Below are 16,600 nucleotides of genomic sequence, written 5' to 3'. Positions count from 1 at the left end.
TTATGCTCAAACACGCTCAAGGATCATGGCAATGCCCTGACCCACACCGATGCACATCGTACACAGCGCGTAGCGCCCGCCGCGTCGGTGCAGTTCATTGCTCGCGGCCAGCGCCAGTCTGGCACCGCTCATGCCCAGCGGGTGGCCCAGCGCAATCGCGCCACCGTTCGGGTTGACGTGCGCGGCATCATCCGGCAGGCCCAGCTGACGCAGCACGCCCAGCGCCTGCGAGGCGAAAGCTTCGTTAAGCTCGATCACGTCCATATCGTTAATGCTGAACCCGGCGCGCTCCAGCACCTTGCGAGTGGCCGGGACCGGACCGAGCCCCATCAGACGAGGCTCCACGCCCGCCGTCGCCATCGCCACGATCCGCGTGCGCGGGACTAACCCCTGCGCCAGCGCCATCTTCTCGCTGGCGACGATCAGCGCCGCCGCGCCGTCGTTGACGCCGGAGGCATTCCCCGCCGTGATCGCCCCGTTCTTACGGAACGGCGTTTTGAGTCCGGCGAGCTGTTCGAGCGTGGTGTCCGCGCGCGGATGTTCATCCACGCAGAACTCCGTGACCGCCCCTTTTTTGCCCGGCACCGGTACCGGCACAATCTCCTGCGCCAGAATGCCGTTCTGCTGCGCCTGCGCGGTACGCTGCTGGCTGCGCAGCGCGAACGCGTCCTGATCGGCACGGCTGATATTTAACAATTCAGCTACATTCTCTGCCGTTTCCGGCATACTGTCAGTTCCGAATTGCTGATGCATGAGCGGATTCACAAATCGCCAGCCGATGGTGGTATCAAAGATTTCCGCCTGACGCTGAAACGCGGCGGTGGCTTTGCCCATCACAAACGGCGCGCGCGACATCGACTCCACGCCGCCCGCAATCAGCAGTTCGCCATCGCCCGCCTTAATGGCGCGGGCAGCAAAACCAATCGCGTCCAGCCCTGACCCGCACAGGCGGTTAATGGTAGTTCCGGACACCGTCTGCGGCAGCCCGGCCAGCAGGGACGACATGCGCGCTACGTTGCGGTTATCTTCCCCCGCCTGGTTGGCGCAGCCGAAAATCACGTCGTCGATCCGCTCGAGGTCGAGTTGGGGGTAGCGGGCCAGCAGCGCGCGTAGCGGCACGGCACCGAGATCGTCGGTTCGGACTGCGGCAAGCGCGCCGCCGTAGCGCCCCACCGGGGTTCGAACGCCATCACAAATAAATGCGTCACGCATCTGCCTCTCCTGTCACGCTGCCGCCGATGCGGTGAGATTTCCCGCGAAAAAGGGCGACGGTTTTCTGTTGTTGGTTCTGGATTTCAATGTCGTACACGCCGGTCAGTTTGCCCTGGTGCATCACCCGCGCGGTGGCGGTGAGCGTGTCCCCGGCAAAGCCCGGACGCAGAAAATCAATCGAGCAGCCTGAGGCTACCGCCGCCAGCCCCTGGCTGTTGCAGGCGTAGGCAAAGGCGGTGTCTGCCAGCGAAAAAAGCTGTCCGCCGTGGCAGGTTTGGTGGCCGTTAAGCATCTGCGGGGTGATGGTCATGGTCACCACCGCGTAGCCTTCATCCATGTCGACAATGTCCATCCCCATCGCCTGCGCGCAGGCGTCCCGTTCGTACATCGCGCGGGCGTTATGCCAGGCGTTATGACTCATAGCTACTCTCCAGAAGCGCGCGCTGGCGCAGCAGTGAACAGGGGCGATAGCGCTCTTCGCCGTAATGACGCTGCAGGTTCTCCAGCAGCGTCAGCAGGCGCTGCCAGCCCAGCCGTTCGCCCCAGGCGATCGGCCCGCTCGGGTAGTTCACGCCCAGGCGCATGGCGGTATCGATGTCCTTTTCGCTGGCGACCCCTTTTTGCAGGGCATCCAGCGCTTCGTTGGCAATCATCGCCAGCGTGCGCCAGACCAGCAGGCCGGGATAATCGGCAATTTGCACCACCCGGTTACCCTGCTGCTGCAGGTAGCGGATGGCCTTTTGCGTCGCGGTGTGCGGGTTGCTGGCGGCCGACGCAATCACCGCCACGTCGCGCTCAATGCGGTCCACCACCACCACCGGGCCGTTGAGCCGCAGCGCCAGCGCCTGGGCGGTTTCCCCTTGCGTTTCAATCAGGTACACATCATCAATTTCGGTGACACCGTCACGTCTTCTTTCCACGCGCATCGGGCTGAAGCTGTCGTTCACGGCCGTCACCCACTGCACGGCGGGTTTGTCACCCTGCCAGTCGTAGACGCCCTTCCCGCTCTTTTTGCCCAGCCTTCCCGCCAGCACCAGCTCCTGCTGGACCAGCGAAGGCAGAAAACGACGCTCCTGCCAGAAGGCGTTAAATACCGAGCAGGTCACCGCGAAATTCACGTCCTGACCAATCATGTCGGTCAGCTCCAGCGGCCCCATCGGGAAACCGCCGCCGTCGCGCAGGGCGGCATCAATCACCTCCGGCGGGGCGACCTGCTCTTCCAGCGCGCGCCAGGCCTCGGAATAGAATGGACGGGCGACGCGGTTGACGATGAATCCCGGCGTTGACTGGCAGCGAACGGGCTGTTTGCCCCAGTTCAGCGCCAGCTCGCACAGCGCGTCGGCCACTTCCGGAGAGGTCGCCAGCCCGCTGACCACCTCCACCAGCTTCATCACCGGTGCCGGGTTAAAGAAGTGCAGCCCTGCGACCCGCTCCGGGTGGTGGACGTCCGCCGCAATCGCCGTGACGGAGATGGAAGAGGTATTGCTGGTCAGCACCGTCTGCGGCGGGCAGATCTCAGCCAGCTGAGCAAACAGCGCCTTTTTCACCTCCAGACGCTCGGAGGCCGCTTCTATGACCAGATCGGCCGCGGCGAGCGCCTCGATATCCGTGACCGGAAGCAGCCGGGAGAGGATCTGGCCCCCGGCATCGGCGGAGAGTTTTCCGCGCGTCACCCGGGAGGCCAGACGCTGGCGGATCCCGTCGATGGCCCGCGATATCGCGTCGCTGGAGATGTCGTAGATCAGCACCTGATGCCCATGGCTGGCGGCGACTTCGGCAATCCCTGCGCCCATCGTGCCGCTGCCGATCACGGCGACAGTACGTATGTTCAGCATCTTATTTCCCCGTAAAGTTCGGCGCGCGCTTCGCCAGGAAGGCGCTGACGCCCTCGCGGTAATCGTCGCTTCGCCCGGCCAGGCGCTGATAGTCGCGTTCCAGATCGAGCTGGGCGTCCAGGGTGTTGGTTTCCGCTGCATTGATTGCCTGCTTGATCAGCCCCAGCCCGAAGGTCGGCTGCGACGCAAAGTGCAGCGCCATCTGCTGCGCGGTGGTGGAGAGCTGTTCGTCATCCACCACCTGCCAGATCATCCCCCAGGCCTGCGCCTGTTCGGCGCTGAGCTTGTCGCCGAGCAGCGCCAGCCCCATGGCGCGGGCGCGTCCGGCCACGCGCGGCAGCAGCCAGGTGCCGCCGCAGTCCGGCACCAGGCCGAGCTTGCTGAAGGCCATCACGAAGCTGGCGGAACGAGCGGCAATGACCATGTCACATCCCAGCGCCAGCGTGGCCCCCGCGCCTGCCGCCACGCCGTTAACGGCACAAATGACCGGTTTCGGCAGCTTTGCCAGGCGGCGCACCAGCGGGTTATAGAAGGTTTCAACGGACATCCCCAGATCCGGCGCCGGGCCGTTGGGGTCGACGTTGCGGTCGTTCAGATCCTGACCGGCGCAAAAGCCGCGTCCCGCCCCGGTGATCAGCAGGCAGCGAACGGTGTCATCACGCTCGGCCTGTTTCAGGCACTCGGCAAGCTGCTGGTGCATCACGTCGTTAAAGCTGTTCAGACGCTCCGGACGGTTCAGCGTAATGGTCATTACGCCCTGCTCAACATGACTGAGAATAAATTCCACAATTAGCGTCCTTTAAAGTCGGGGGTGCGTTTTTGTAAGAAGGCGTCGATGCCTTCGCGGCGATCTTCGGTGGCAGAAAGCAGCGTAAACAGCTGACGCTCCTGGGCCAGACCTGCCTGGAGCGGCACCTCCTGAGACTGGCGCAGCGCCTGTTTCGCCGCCTGCAGCGCCAGCGGAGAGTGGCGCGCCATCAGCGCCGCCTGCTTCAGGGCATACTCCAGCGTCAGCGCTGGCGGGAAGACGTCGCTGACCAGCCCGGCGCTCAGCGCCTGCTGCGCGGAGATACTCTCTCCGGTCAGCACCATTTTGCTGGCGAGCGATTTACCGACGCTGCGGATAAGACGCTGGGTGCCGCCCGCGCCGGGCATAATGCCCAGCGTAATTTCCGGCAGGCCGAAACGGGCGTTATCGCCAGCAACGATCGCGTCGCACAGCAGCGCCAGCTCGCAGCCTGCGCCCAGCGCGAAGCCGTTCACGGCGGCAATCAGCGGTTTAGGAAAAGCGTTAATCCGCGCCCACAGCTGCGGGCGAATATCGTTCAGCGTGGCGGGCAGGTCTTTCTCAGCCATTTCGTTGAGATCGGCCCCGGCGGCAAAGCAGCGCTCGCTGCCGTAAATCACGCAGACGGAAATCTCGATGTCAGAAGCCGCGGCCTCCAGCTGTTCCGCAAGCTGCGTCAACAGCGCATTGTTGAGGGCGTTGCGCGCCGCCGGACGGTTTAGCGTCAGCTGCAGCACGCGGCCATGACGGGTAACAGTCAGTTCGCTCATGCCATCCCCTTCGCGTCGAAGTCGACAATCACGTCGGCGGTTAACGGCAGCGACTGGCAGCTCAGCACGTATCCGGCGGCCAGCTCGTCCGGCTCCAGGCTGTAGTTGGTCGCCATATCCACCTTCCCGCGCAGCACTTTGCATTTACAGGTGGCGCACACGCCGCCCTTGCAGGCATACGGAAGATCCGCCCCCTGACGCAGGGCGGCATCCAGGATGCTTTCGTCGTCCGCCGTCAGGGTGATTTCACGATCGCGCCCGTCCTGGCGCAAGGTCACTTTCTGTCCTTCCGCCTGGACGTGCACCGCGCGTTTAGCGGTGGTCCCCGGGGTGTTAAAGCGCTCAAGGTGAATGGATTTGTCCGGCATCCCCAGCGCCTTCAGCGTCGCTTCCGCGTCGTCCATCATCGCCGACGGGCCGCAGATAAACGCCTCGTCGTACTGGCGGAAGTTAATCAGGGTTTTCGCCAGCGCCTGCAGCTTTTCACCGTCGATGCGGCCAAAGAGCAGATCGCTGTCCAGCCGCTCCTGGCTGAAGATAGAGACCAGCTGCAGCCGCTGCGTGTACTTGTCCTTCAGGTCCGCCAGCGCCTGGCGGAACATCATGCTCTGGCTGCTGCGGTTGCCGTAGATCAGGGTGAACTGGCTGTTGGGTTCGGTTGCCAGCGTCGCGGAGATAATCGCCAGCATCGGAGTGATCCCGGAGCCTGCCGCAATAGCCAGATAGTGGCCTTCACGTTCAGCCCGCGGCTGGTAGCCAAACTGTCCCTGAGGAACCATCACCTCCAGGGCCATGCCCGCTTTGATCTCATCCCGCGCATAGCGGGAAAAGCGCCCGCCGTCGATGGCTTTGACCGCCACGCTGATTTCGCCCGGGGCGGTACTCCGGCAGATGGAGTAGCAGCGGCGCAGTTCGTCCCCGTCAAGCTTCGTTTTTAACGTCAGGTGCTGGCCGGGACGGAAGCGGTAGGCCTCCTGCAGCGCCTGCGGCACCGCAAAGGTAATGGTCACCGCGTCGCGGGTTTCGGGTTCCACTTTTGCCACTGTTAATGAATGAAACGTTGTCATGGCAGCCTCAAATACATTTGAAATAGTCGAAGGGCTCGCGGCAGGTGTTGCAGCGGTAGAGCGCTTTGCAGGCCGTCGAGCCAAATTCACTGATAAGCGAGGTATCGGTGCTGGCGCAGCGCGGACAGCTCACCTCCAAAGGCGCGTGCGCGTGACAGCTATGCCCTACGGGCGGACTGATGCCGTACGCCCGCAGGCGCTCGCGCGCGTCGGCGGTCATCCAGTCGGTGGTCCAGGCGGGTTCAAGCTGGAGCACAATGTGTACCGGGGTAAAGCCGTTCGCGGTCATCGCGTCGCGGATCGCCCCCAGCAGGTGTTCCGTTGCCGGACAGCCCGAGTAGGTTGGCGTGAAGCCAATGACCCAGCCTTCCCCCTGCGCCTTCACGCTGCGCACCATGCCTAAATCGGTGATGGTTAATACCGGCACTTCCGGATCGGGGATCTGGCTTAACAGCGCCCAGATCTGTGGGATTTGCGCGGGCGCGATGTCGACGAGGCGTTGCATAGCGTTCTCCTTTACCACTGCTGACCGGGATACGCGCGCTGGAGATACTGCATTTCCGCCAGCATCGGGCCCAGATGTTCGGTATGCAGCCCCTGCTTGCCCCCGGTGCGGTACGCCACCTCGGCGGGCACCTGCAGGCAGGCTTCATTCAGACCGGCATACACTTCGCTTTCCCATGGCTGACGCAGGAGGCGCGGGTCAACCGCCACGCCGGACTCAATCAGCTCCCGTTCGACGTCATCAGCTTCAAACAGCTCGGCCGTAAAACGCCACAAGTTGTTGATAGCCTGCTGCATTTTTTGCGCGGACGTTTCGGTCCCGTCGCCCAGACGCACCAGCCAGCCGCGGCTGAAGCGCAGGTGGTAGCGCGCCTCTTTAATCGCTTTGGCGGCAATGGCGGCAAGCTGTCCGTCGCGGCTTTGGGTCAGGCGTTCATACAGCGCCACGTTCCAGGCATCCATCAGGTACTGGCGGGCAATCGTGTCGGCGAAGCTGCCGTTCGGCTGCTCCACCAACAGCACATTGCGGAACTGGCGCTCGTCGCGGCCAAACGCCAGCGTGTCTTCATCGCCCTGGCCTTCCCGCTCCGCGGCATAGGTCAGGAAATTGCGCGCCTGCCCCAGCAGGTCGAGGCCGATATTGGCGAGCGCGAGGTCAATTTCCAGCTCCGGCGCGTGGCCGCACCAGGCGCCGAGACGCTGGGAAAGCACCAGACCGTTGTCGCCCAGACGCAGGGCATAGGCAGTCACTGAATTCATTCTTTGCCTCACATATGCTCGATGCCGTCGGGGATGGTGTAGAATGTCGGGTGGCGGTAAACCTTGCTTTCCGCCGGGTCGAAGAACTCACCGCTCTCTTCCGGCTGGGAGGCGACAATCTCGCTCGCCTTAACCACCCAGATAGAACACCCTTCGCTGCGGCGGGTGTAGGCGTCGCGCGCATTTTCCAGCGCCATGCGATCGTCGGCGGCATGCAGACTGCCCACGTGACGGTGGGATAACCCTTGTTTGCTGCGTACGAACACTTCGTACAGCGGCCAGTAGACGTTGCTCATCGTGATTCCTCTTAAGCCACTTTGCGGGCGTGTTGTTTTTCCGCGTGCGCCAGTGCGGCTTCGCGCACCCACGCCCCCTCTTCCCAGGCTTTACGTTTCGCGGCCAGGCGTTCGTGGTTGCAGATGCCGCGCCCGTTAATGACCTCGTCAAACTCGTGCCAGTCAATCTCGCCGAAGCGATAATGACCGCTCTCTTCATCCAAACGCAGGTCGGGATCGGGCACCGTCATGCCCAGCATCTCTACCTGCGGCACCGTGTTGTCGACAAAGCGCTGGCGAAGTTCGTCATTGCCGAAGCGTTTGATTTTCCAGGCCAGACTGCGGGCGCTGTTCGGCGAGTTGTCGTCGTTCGGCCCGAACATCATCAGCGCGGGCCACCAGAAGCGGTTGATGGCGTCCTGCAGCATCTGGCGCTGGGCCTCGCTGCCCTGCGCCAGCGCCATGCAGGCCTCAAAGCCCTGACGCTGGTGGAAGCTCTCTTCTTTACAGATTTTCACCATCGCGCGGGCATACGGACCGTAGGAGGTCCGGCACAGCGCCACCTGGTTGACGATAGCGGCGCCGTCCACCAGCCAGCCGATCACGCCGATATCGGCCCAGCTCAGGGTCGGATAGTTGAAGATGGAGGAGTATTTCATCCTGCCGTCGAGCATCTTCTGGTAGATGTCTTCCCGCGCGCAGCCCAGCGTTTCCGCCGCGCTGTAGAGGTAGAGCCCGTGCCCGGCTTCGTCCTGCACTTTCGCCAGCAGGATCGCTTTTCGGCGCAGCGTCGGCGCGCGGGTAATCCAGTTCCCTTCCGGCAGCATGCCGACAATTTCGGAGTGCGCATGCTGACCAATCTGACGGATCAACGTCTTACGGTAGGCGTCAGGCATCCAGTCCTGAGGCTCAATCGCCGTCTCCTGCGCTATGCGCTGCTCAAACCGTTGTTCTTGCGTCACGTCGTCACCTTTATGATTCGTTAGTTTGCAACTTAAAGCGTAATGTTGAATCACTTTGTTTTTTAAAAGTTACACAAAGGTTAAATATAACCCCAAGAATTGTTTCCTGGTTTTGTGATGTTGCTCGCAAGGCTTTTACTGCAAGCCATCTAAGCAGCCGCTTTGCGCGCTGCAATTCATCAGGCCGGATCACAATGTTAACAATTCATTAAAACTCAGCTTGCTTTTTATGATTCATGATCAAACTATTAATGAGTAAATTACGTAACACTTGGAGATAAGCGATGCAGCAGTTAGCCAGCTTCGTGTCCGGTACCTGGCAGTCTGGCCGGGGCCGCGAACGCACTATTCATCACGCCATCAGTGGCGAAGCCCTGTGGAGCGTGACCAGCGAAGGGCTGGACATGGCGGCCGCCCGTCGCTATGCGATTGAGCGCGGCGGTGAAGCGCTTCACGAGATGACCTTTATCGAACGTGCGGCCATGCTGAAGGCGGTGGCAAAGCACCTGCTTAGCGAGAAAGAGACGTTCTATGCCCTGTCAGCCCAGACGGGCGCGACGAAGGCGGACAGCTGGGTGGATATTGAAGGCGGCATCGGCACCCTCTTCACTTACGCCAGCCTGGGCAGTCGCGAGCTGCCGGATGACACGCTGTGGCCGGAAGATGAGTTAATCCCGCTGTCGAAAGAAGGCGGCTTTGCGGCGCGCCACGTCCTCACCTCCAAATCCGGGGTGGCGGTGCACATCAACGCCTTTAACTTCCCCTGCTGGGGGATGCTGGAAAAGCTGGCGCCGACCTGGCTTGCCGGCATGCCCGCCATTATCAAACCCGCTACCGCGACCGCGCAGGTGACGCAGGCGATGGTGAGATCCATCGTGGACAGCGGACTGGTGCCGGACGGCGCCATCAGCCTGATCTGCGGCGGCGCGGGGGATCTGCTCGACCAGCTCGACAGCCAGGACGTGGTGACCTTTACCGGCTCTGCCAGCACCGGGCAAAGCCTGCGCGTGCACCCGAATATCGTGGCGAATTCGATTCCGTTCACCATGGAGGCCGACTCCCTGAACTGCTGCGTGCTGGGGGAAGACGTCACGCCGGACCAGCCGGACTTTGCGCTGTTCGTCCGGGAAGTGGTTCGCGAGATGACCGCTAAAGCCGGGCAAAAATGTACGGCCATTCGCCGCATTATCGTCCCGCAGAGCCAGATTGACGCGGTGAGCCAGGCGCTGATTGCCCGCCTGGAAAAAGTGGTGGTGGGCGACCCGGCGCAGGAAGGGGTGAAGATGGGGGCGCTGGTCAACGCCGAACAGCGGGCGGACGTGCAGGAGAAAGTGGATCGGCTGATCGCCGCTGGCTGCCAGATCCGTCTGGGTGGCAAAGCGGATCTACAGGCCCCGGGCGCGTTCTTCCCGCCGACCCTGCTGTTCTGCCCGCAGCCGGACGAAACCCCGGCGGTGCACTCAACCGAAGCCTTCGGCCCGGTTGCGACGCTGATGCCGTATCGCAACGCACGCAACGCGATGCAGCTTGCCCGCGCGGGCGGCGGCAGCCTGGCGGGTACGCTGGTCACCGCCGATTCGGCGATTGCCCGCCAGTTTATTGCCGGCGCGGCGCGCGCCCACGGGCGCATTCAGATCCTTAACGAGGAATCATCAAAAGAGTCTACCGGCCACGGCTCCCCGCTGCCTCAGCTGGTGCACGGCGGCCCGGGCCGCGCGGGCGGCGGCGAAGAGCTGGGCGGCCTGCGCGCAGTGAAGCACTACCTGCAGCGCACCGCGATTCAGGGCAGCCCGACGATGCTGGCCGCCATTGGCAAACAGTGGGTGCGTGGCGCAGCGGTGCAGGAAGATCGCGTGCATCCGTTCCGCAAATACTTCGAGGAGTTACAGCCGGGCGATAGCCTCCTGACGCCGCGCCGCACCCTCACGGAAGCGGACATTGTGAACTTTGCCTGCCTGAGCGGGGACCACTTCTACGCCCATATGGACAAGATCGGCGCGGCAGAGTCGATCTTTGGCGAGCGCGTGGTGCACGGCTACTTCCTGATCTCCGCCGCCGCGGGACTGTTTGTTGATGCGGGCGTCGGGCCGGTTATTGCTAACTACGGCATGGAGAACCTGCGCTTTATCGAGCCGGTTAAGCCTGGCGATACCATACAGGTGCGTCTGACCTGCAAGCGTAAAACGCTGAAGAAACAGCGTACCGCCGAGGAAAAACCGACCGGCGTGGTGGAATGGGCGGTTGAGATCTTCAATCAGCACCAGCAGGCCGTGGCGCTCTACTCCATCCTGACGCTGGTGGCGCGCCAGCAGGGTGATATTTTATCTTGAGCCTTAACTCTTAATCCGCAGATGTGTTGCGTTAAGAGAAAACATAAACTGGATGGCATTGGGAGACCAAACCATCCAGCCAGCCTGGTCTGGATAAGTTACAACCAGAAACAGTAATCGAATTGACCATATTATTATCAAGGTTATTATTTTCTGACGTGAATATTTTCAAGTGCAATTACATGGAAGGTTAATTGAATATGGCAATACCCGTATATCTTTTCTTAACGGACGACGGCGGCGCAAAAATCACAGGCTCAGTGGATATTCGTGACCGCGAGGGAGCATTGAAGTCACCGGCTTTACCCATAACCTCCGCCTGCCAACGGATCCTTTGACCGGTAAAATCACCAGCAAACGCAACCATGCGCCAATCGTTTTTCAAAAGGAAATTGATTCATCTTCTCCTTATCTGATGAAAGCCGTTGCTACTGGGCAAACCCTCAAAACAGCGGAATTCAGGTGGTATCGCATAAATGACGCTGGTCAAGAGGTAGAATATTACAATATGCATCTCGATAATGTTCGCGTCGTTTCCGTTACGCCATTGATGCATGACACTAAAGACCCGACCAAAGAAAAACACAATCATCTTGAAGTCGTTGAACTACGGTACGACAAAATAACCTGGACATATTGCGACGGTAATTTGCGATTCGCCGATAGCTGGGCAGAGCGTTAACTATGCGTGTGCCTTCATATTCTACTCCATACGATATTGCTTCATTTTCGCCCCCGGGCGTTGACGTTGTCAGCCATATGGTCATCGCTCGATTTCATGGCGGTCCCTCAATGATGACGTACATCTGGTTTTATCAAATGGTGAGAAATCATGGCCCATGGGACTATAAGCAAGGCCGTTCGCAATATGCTAACTTTGGAAATTTTCATTACGGTGCGGTTGGCGAGGCGGCGGGCATTCCTGATGGAGTGCTGCTACGCGGTGCAGGTACTGCGCAGATCCTTGCTGGCACAAGCGATCCGGTAGAATTTGCTAAATATCATGGTGCCAGTGCTTATGGAGATGACCCTGTTGATCAATTATGGATTAGGGCAGGAATAGATTATGCACGACGTTCGGGATTTTAACTGGCGAATCGTAGTGGCGGTTGTCATTTTTCTGGGGTTTATCTTATACCCTTTCCGCGATCTGTTTACCGTGTATGAAAAATTTCAGGAAAAAATTATCGTTAATGATCGTTTAGCTCTCTACATAACCCAGGTTGAAGCGAGTTCTTTATCCAGAGATACGTTTCACTTTTATCTCTATGATGCGAAAAAAAGCACTGAAGATTTTATGTCTCACGTATCAGATATCAAACCTGTCATGGTTACCAACGATGCTAAAGCCACAGCAACGGTAACAAACGGAGATATTTATCTCCGCGTTCGCGGAAATATTTACTCTTTCACTACAGTTGGGTTCGACGTGCGTATTTATCTGGATAGATCACCTTACTGATCCCATGAAGCCTCTATCTCGGGGATGTGACGTATCCCCGCTCTTTTTTTAACCTGGCAAGACTGGCAAATAACCTGGCAGATGCAGGCAAACGCTTTTCTCATAGGCCTGTCAGGATAAGGCTGTCACAACACAATAAACACAACAAGATGAGGTCTACGATGGGAAGCAATTCTTCTTTTTCTGCCCGTAGAACGGCGCTGGCCATGGCCGTTGCGCTGTGTTGCGCCTGGCAATCCCCTGTTTTCGCCCACGGCAGTGAGGCGCATATGGTCCCGATGGACAAAACGCTGCAGGACTTTGGCGCGGACGTTCAGTGGGATGATTACGCACAGATGTTCACCATTGCGAAAGACGGTGCCTTTGTGAAGGTCAAACCGGGCGCAAAAACCGCCATCGTCAACGGTAAAACCCTCAAGCTGGAAGTGCCGGTGGTGATGAAAGGCAAGAAAGCCTTTATTTCCGATACCTTCATCAACGATGTTTTCCAGTCCGGCCTTGACCAGACCTTCCAGGTAGAAAAACGCCCTCACCCGTTAAACGCGCTAACGGCGGACGAAATTAAGCAGGCCGTTGAGATTGTGAAAGCCTCGGCGGACTTTAAACCGAATACCCGCTTTACCCAGATCGCCCTGGCAGAGCCTGAGAAAGCCAAAGTGTGGGACTTTGTGCTTAACGGTACGGCAGTGGATGCCCCTCGCCAGGCGAAGATCGTCATGCTCGATGGCAAGCACGTTATCGAAAGCGTGGTGGACCTGAAGGATAAAAAAATCCTGCGCCGGGAGCCGGTAAAAGACGCGCACGGCATGGTGCTGCTGGATGATTTCACGGCGGTTCAGCAGATCATCAACGAAAGCACCGAGTTCGCCGAGGTGCTTAAAAAACACGGCATCACCGACCCGAAAAAAGTGATTACTACGCCGCTGACCGTCGGCTATTTCGACGGTAAAGACGGCCTGAAGCAGGAAGATCGCCTGCTGAAGGTGGTGAGCTATCTGGACGTGGGCGACGGCAACTACTGGGCGCACCCGATTGAGAACCTGGTGGCAGTGGTCGATCTTGAGCAGAAGAAGATACAGAAGATTGAAGAAGGTGCCGTTGTTCCGGTTCCCATGACCCCGCGTCCCTATGATGGCCGCGACCGTATAGAGACGCCGAAAAAACCGCTCAACATCACTGAGCCGGAAGGCAAGAACTACACCATCACCGGGGATATGGTGCACTGGCAGAACTGGGATTTCCACCTGAGCCTGGACTCCCGCGTCGGCCCGATGATTTCAACCGTCACGTATAACGACAACGGCAAAAAGCGCCAGGTGATGTATCAGGGGTCGCTCGGCGGCATGATCGTCCCTTACGGCGATCCGGACGTGGGCTGGTACTTTAAAGCCTATCTCGACTCCGGCGACTACGGTATGGGCACCCTGACCTCACCGCTGGTGCGCGGTAAAGACGTGCCGTCCAACGCCGTGATGCTCAATGAAACCATCCCGGATTACACCGGCGTGCCGATGGAGATCCCGCGCGCGATCGCCATTTTCGAACGCTACGCCGGGCCGGAATACAAACATCAGGAGATGGGTCAGCCAAACGTCAGCACCGAGCGCCGCGAGCTGGTAGTGCGCTGGGTGAGTACCGTGGGCAACTACGATTACATCTTTGACTGGGTGTTCCATGAAAATGGCACTATCGGCATTGACGCCGGCGCAACGGGTATCGAGGCGGTGAAAGGCGTTCAGGCGAAAACCATGCACGACGCCACCGCCAAAGACGACACAAAATACGGCACGCTGATCGACCATAACATCGTGGGCACCACCCACCAGCACATCTACAACTTCCGTCTTGATATGGACGTGGACGGCATCAACAACAAGCTGGTGGCGATGGATCCGGAAGTGAAGCCGAATACCGCCGGGGGCCCGCGCACCAGCACCATGCAGATCAATCAGTACGATATTGATACCGAGCAGCAGGCGGCGCAGAAGTTCGACCCGGGCACCATTCGGCTGCTGAGCAACACCAGTAAAGAGAACCGCATGGGCAACCCGGTCTCGTACCAGATTATCCCTTACGCGGGCGGTACGCACCCGGTGGCGACCGGCGCTAAATTTGCCCCGGACGAGTGGATTTACCATCGTCTGAGCTTTATGGACAAACAGCTGTGGGTGACCCGTTACCACCCGGATGAGCTCTACCCGGAAGGCAAATTCCCGAACCGCTCCGTACACGACACGGGCCTGGGGCAGTACAGCAAGGATAACGAGTCGCTTAACGATCAGGATGACGTGGTCTGGATGACCACCGGCACCACCCACGTCGCCCGCGCGGAAGAGTGGCCGATAATGCCGACGGAATGGGTGCATACCCTGCTTAAGCCGTGGAACTTCTTTGACGAGACGCCAACGCTCGGGAAGAAGAAAGACGAACAGAAATAAATAACGTACCGGGCGCAATGCCCGGTTTTTCATCCATTTACTTGCTGAATACCACTCCCCGATTATAGTTATTTCTACCTCATATATTTCCATTGCATTTCTTGAACCACTTTCAGCCAGGACGCGAATTTTCCACAAGCGACGTAATACATCACTGAGAGGTTTAGGATGAAATTCAATTTGATCGTCAGGAGTCTTGCTCTGGCTGGACTTGTTATTTCCGTCAGTTCCGCGTATGCCGCAGACGCCCCGAAGGACGCCACGACTGCAACGCAACAAGCCAATAACGCCCTGTTTAATCAGCTTCCTTTCTCCGACAACACCGATTTTACGAACGCCCATAAAGGCTTTATTGCACCGATTCCTCAGGAAATTATCAAAGGGGAACAAGGGAATATCATCTGGGATCCACAGCAGTATTCGTTTATTAAAGAAGGCGATAAAGCACCGGACTCCGTTAATCCCAGCTTATGGCGTCAATCTCAGCTGATTAATATCAGCGGCCTTTTTGAAGTGACCGACGGCGTATATCAGATACGAAATCTTGACCTGTCAAATATGACCATCATTGAAGGTAAAGAAGGTGTTACCGTGGTTGACCCGCTGGTGTCGGCAGAAACGGCGAAGGTCGGGATGGATCTCTATTTTAAAAATCGCGGCAAAAAGCCTGTCGTCGCCATTATTTATACGCACAGCCACGTTGACCACTATGGCGGCGTGCGCGGCGTGGTGGATGAAGCCGACGTGAAATCCGGCAAAGTGAAGGTCTACGCGCCAGCCGGGTTTATGGAAGCGGCCGTTGCCGAGAATATCATGGCGGGCAACGTGATGAGCCGCCGCGCCAGCTATATGTATGGCAACCTGCTGAAGCCCGACGCCAAAGGCCAGGTGGGCGCGGGCCTGGGTACGACCACCTCAGCCGGAACGGTCACGCTGATTGCCCCGACCAATATCATTGAGAAAGACGGGCAAAAAGAGGTTATCGACGGCCTGACCTATGACTTTATGCTCGCGCCGGGCTCCGAAGCGCCATCGGAAATGCTCTGGTATATCGAAGAGAAAAAACTGATTGAATCCGCTGAGGACGTTACCCACACCCTGCATAACACCTACTCGCTGCGCGGGGCGAAAATTCGCGAGCCGCTGCCGTGGTCGAAATACATCAACCAGGCGATTGTGCGCTGGGGTGACAAAGCCGAAATCATCATGGCACAGCACCACTGGCCGACCTGGGGCAATGAAAACGTGGTCAAGCTGCTGAAAAGCCAGCGTGACCTCTATCGTTACATCAACGACCAGACGCTGCGTATGGCGAACGAAGGGCTGACGCGCGACGAAATCGCCGCTAACTTTAAGCTCCCGGATTCTTTGGCGCATACCTGGGCCAACCGCGGCTATTACGGTTCGGTGAGCCATGACGTAAAAGCCACCTATGTGCTGTATCTGGGCTGGTTTGACGGCAACCCGGCGACGCTGGATGAACTGCCGCCTGAAGAAGGCGCGAAGAAATTCGTGGAGTATATGGGCGGCGCCGATGCCATCCTGAGCAAGGCCAAAACCGACTTCGACCTGGGGAACTACCGCTGGGTGGCGCAGGTGGTCAGTAAAGTGGTCTTTGCCGATCCAAACAACCAGGCGGCACGTAATCTGGAAGCGGATGCGCTGGAACAGCTTGGCTATCAGGCTGAATCCGGCCCGTGGCGTAACTTCTACCTGACCGGTGCGCAGGAGCTGCGTAACGGCGTGGTGAAAGGGCCAACGCCGAATACCGCCAGCCCGGACACGGTGCGCGCGATGACGCCAGAGATGTTCTTTGACTATCTGGCTGTCCATATCAACGGACAAAAAGCGGGTGACGCCAAATCGGTGTTTAACATCGATCTGGGCAGCGATGGCGGGAAATATAAGCTGGAGCTGGAAAACGGCGTGCTGAACCACACGGCGAACGCGGAAGCAAAAGATGCGGACGCGACGCTGACGCTTAACCGTGACACCCTGAATAAAATCATCCTCAAGGAGGTGACGCTAAAACAGGCTCAGGACAGCGGAAATATTAAAATCAGTGGCGACAGCGCGAAACTTGATGCCATGCTTAGCTATATGGACAAGTTTGATTTCTGGTTTAACATTGTGACACCGTAACGGTGCACGCATAAGGGCGGTTCGTCCGCCCTTTCCTGCTTCACGTGTTTCCAGGAC

Annotated in this window: 15 protein-coding genes and 1 pseudogene; 6 read left to right on the top strand and 10 right to left on the bottom strand. The window is 58.8% G+C overall.

The annotated features are described in order from the left end of the window. Positions 1 to 6 precede the first annotated feature (6 nt). Genes pcaF through paaA form a run of 10 tightly spaced genes read right to left on the bottom strand, consistent with a single transcriptional unit; the run spans position 7 to position 8,171 of the window. Complete coding sequence (gene pcaF / locus WM95_RS11630; RefSeq protein WP_063409451.1) at positions 7 to 1,212, bottom strand: 3-oxoadipyl-CoA thiolase; 1,206 nt, start codon at positions 1,210 to 1,212, stop codon at positions 7 to 9. Beyond that, entirely contained in the window at positions 1,205 to 1,633 is a 429-nt protein-coding gene (gene paaI, locus WM95_RS11625; protein WP_023335572.1) for a hydroxyphenylacetyl-CoA thioesterase PaaI, read from the bottom strand. The genes pcaF and paaI overlap by 8 nt, the downstream gene beginning before the upstream one ends. After that, positions 1,623 to 3,047 carry a 3-hydroxyacyl-CoA dehydrogenase PaaH gene (gene paaH / locus WM95_RS11620; RefSeq protein WP_063409452.1) on the bottom strand — a complete coding sequence of 475 codons (1,425 nt, stop codon included), beginning with the start codon at positions 3,045 to 3,047 and terminating at the stop codon, positions 1,623 to 1,625. The genes paaI and paaH overlap by 11 nt, the downstream gene beginning before the upstream one ends. Position 3,048: 1 nt before the next feature. Beyond that, positions 3,049 to 3,837, bottom strand: a complete 789-nt coding sequence (gene paaG / locus WM95_RS11615; RefSeq protein WP_088544781.1) for a 2-(1,2-epoxy-1,2-dihydrophenyl)acetyl-CoA isomerase PaaG — start codon at positions 3,835 to 3,837, stop codon at positions 3,049 to 3,051. Next, a complete protein-coding gene (gene paaF, locus WM95_RS11610) occupies positions 3,837 to 4,604 on the bottom strand; it encodes a 2,3-dehydroadipyl-CoA hydratase PaaF (protein ID WP_047174259.1) in 768 nt (255 codons plus the stop codon). Before paaF ends, paaG begins: the two co-directional genes overlap by 1 nt. After that, complete coding sequence (paaE, locus tag WM95_RS11605; protein ID WP_045354828.1) at positions 4,601 to 5,671, bottom strand: 1,2-phenylacetyl-CoA epoxidase subunit PaaE; 1,071 nt, start codon at positions 5,669 to 5,671, stop codon at positions 4,601 to 4,603. Before paaE ends, paaF begins: the two co-directional genes overlap by 4 nt. A gap of 7 nt (positions 5,672 to 5,678) precedes the next feature. Beyond that, entirely contained in the window at positions 5,679 to 6,176 is a 498-nt protein-coding gene (gene paaD / locus WM95_RS11600) for a 1,2-phenylacetyl-CoA epoxidase subunit PaaD (protein WP_063409453.1), read from the bottom strand. Positions 6,177 to 6,187: 11 nt separating this feature from the next. Continuing rightward, positions 6,188 to 6,934, bottom strand: coding sequence for a 1,2-phenylacetyl-CoA epoxidase subunit PaaC (paaC, locus tag WM95_RS11595; RefSeq protein WP_063409454.1), 747 nt, complete (start codon positions 6,932 to 6,934; stop codon positions 6,188 to 6,190). A gap of 8 nt (positions 6,935 to 6,942) precedes the next feature. After that, positions 6,943 to 7,230, bottom strand: a complete 288-nt coding sequence (gene paaB, locus WM95_RS11590) for a 1,2-phenylacetyl-CoA epoxidase subunit PaaB (protein WP_003857353.1) — start codon at positions 7,228 to 7,230, stop codon at positions 6,943 to 6,945. Between the two features lie 11 nt (positions 7,231 to 7,241). After that, the gene (paaA, locus tag WM95_RS11585) at positions 7,242 to 8,171 is read right to left on the bottom strand and encodes a 1,2-phenylacetyl-CoA epoxidase subunit PaaA (RefSeq protein WP_063409455.1); all 930 of its coding nucleotides are present in this window, start codon (positions 8,169 to 8,171) and stop codon (positions 7,242 to 7,244) included. Positions 8,172 to 8,455: 284 nt separating this feature from the next. On the opposite strand from paaA, the gene paaZ reads away from it, so the two are divergent. From paaZ to WM95_RS11555, 6 genes and pseudogenes are all read left to right on the top strand, one after another. After that, positions 8,456 to 10,501 carry a phenylacetic acid degradation bifunctional protein PaaZ gene (gene paaZ, locus WM95_RS11580; RefSeq protein ID WP_063409456.1) on the top strand — a complete coding sequence of 682 codons (2,046 nt, stop codon included), beginning with the start codon at positions 8,456 to 8,458 and terminating at the stop codon, positions 10,499 to 10,501. Positions 10,502 to 10,701: 200 nt separating this feature from the next. Beyond that, a pseudogene (locus tag WM95_RS11575) lies at positions 10,702 to 11,183 on the top strand (Hcp family type VI secretion system effector). Between the two features lie 110 nt (positions 11,184 to 11,293). Next, positions 11,294 to 11,590 carry a polymorphic toxin type 44 domain-containing protein gene (locus WM95_RS11570; protein ID WP_231106843.1) on the top strand — a complete coding sequence of 99 codons (297 nt, stop codon included), beginning with the start codon at positions 11,294 to 11,296 and terminating at the stop codon, positions 11,588 to 11,590. Next, complete coding sequence (locus WM95_RS11565) at positions 11,568 to 11,963, top strand: hypothetical protein (protein WP_045398970.1); 396 nt, start codon at positions 11,568 to 11,570, stop codon at positions 11,961 to 11,963. Before WM95_RS11570 ends, WM95_RS11565 begins: the two co-directional genes overlap by 23 nt. Before the next feature lie 161 nt (positions 11,964 to 12,124). Beyond that, on the top strand, positions 12,125 to 14,401 hold the full coding sequence (gene tynA, locus WM95_RS11560) for a primary-amine oxidase (protein ID WP_063409457.1): 2,277 nt from the start codon (positions 12,125 to 12,127) through the stop codon (positions 14,399 to 14,401). A 168-nt stretch (positions 14,402 to 14,569) separates the two neighbouring features. After that, positions 14,570 to 16,543 carry an alkyl/aryl-sulfatase gene (locus tag WM95_RS11555; protein ID WP_063409458.1) on the top strand — a complete coding sequence of 658 codons (1,974 nt, stop codon included), beginning with the start codon at positions 14,570 to 14,572 and terminating at the stop codon, positions 16,541 to 16,543. Positions 16,544 to 16,600 lie beyond the last annotated feature (57 nt).

The sequence above is a fragment of the Enterobacter cloacae complex sp. ECNIH7 genome (assembly GCF_002208095.1).
In the GTDB taxonomy this organism is placed as follows: domain Bacteria; phylum Pseudomonadota; class Gammaproteobacteria; order Enterobacterales; family Enterobacteriaceae; genus Enterobacter; species Enterobacter cloacae_M.
This window is presented reverse-complemented; position numbering and strand designations above follow the sequence as displayed.

Coding starts and splice junctions, on each gene's coding strand:
- WM95_RS11565 (WP_045398970.1), top strand. CDS start 11,568: ATGCACGACGTTCGGGATTTTAACTGGCGAATCGTAGTGGCGGTTGTC.
- paaC (WP_063409454.1), bottom strand. CDS start 6,934: ATGAATTCAGTGACTGCCTATGCCCTGCGTCTGGGCGACAACGGTCTG.
- WM95_RS11570 (WP_231106843.1), top strand. CDS start 11,294: ATGATGACGTACATCTGGTTTTATCAAATGGTGAGAAATCATGGCCCA.
- WM95_RS11555 (WP_063409458.1), top strand. CDS start 14,570: ATGAAATTCAATTTGATCGTCAGGAGTCTTGCTCTGGCTGGACTTGTT.
- tynA (WP_063409457.1), top strand. CDS start 12,125: ATGGGAAGCAATTCTTCTTTTTCTGCCCGTAGAACGGCGCTGGCCATG.
- paaB (WP_003857353.1), bottom strand. CDS start 7,230: ATGAGCAACGTCTACTGGCCGCTGTACGAAGTGTTCGTACGCAGCAAA.
- paaH (WP_063409452.1), bottom strand. CDS start 3,047: ATGCTGAACATACGTACTGTCGCCGTGATCGGCAGCGGCACGATGGGC.
- paaI (WP_023335572.1), bottom strand. CDS start 1,633: ATGAGTCATAACGCCTGGCATAACGCCCGCGCGATGTACGAACGGGAC.
- pcaF (WP_063409451.1), bottom strand. CDS start 1,212: ATGCGTGACGCATTTATTTGTGATGGCGTTCGAACCCCGGTGGGGCGC.
- paaZ (WP_063409456.1), top strand. CDS start 8,456: ATGCAGCAGTTAGCCAGCTTCGTGTCCGGTACCTGGCAGTCTGGCCGG.
- paaD (WP_063409453.1), bottom strand. CDS start 6,176: ATGCAACGCCTCGTCGACATCGCGCCCGCGCAAATCCCACAGATCTGG.
- paaF (WP_047174259.1), bottom strand. CDS start 4,604: ATGAGCGAACTGACTGTTACCCGTCATGGCCGCGTGCTGCAGCTGACG.
- paaE (WP_045354828.1), bottom strand. CDS start 5,671: ATGACAACGTTTCATTCATTAACAGTGGCAAAAGTGGAACCCGAAACC.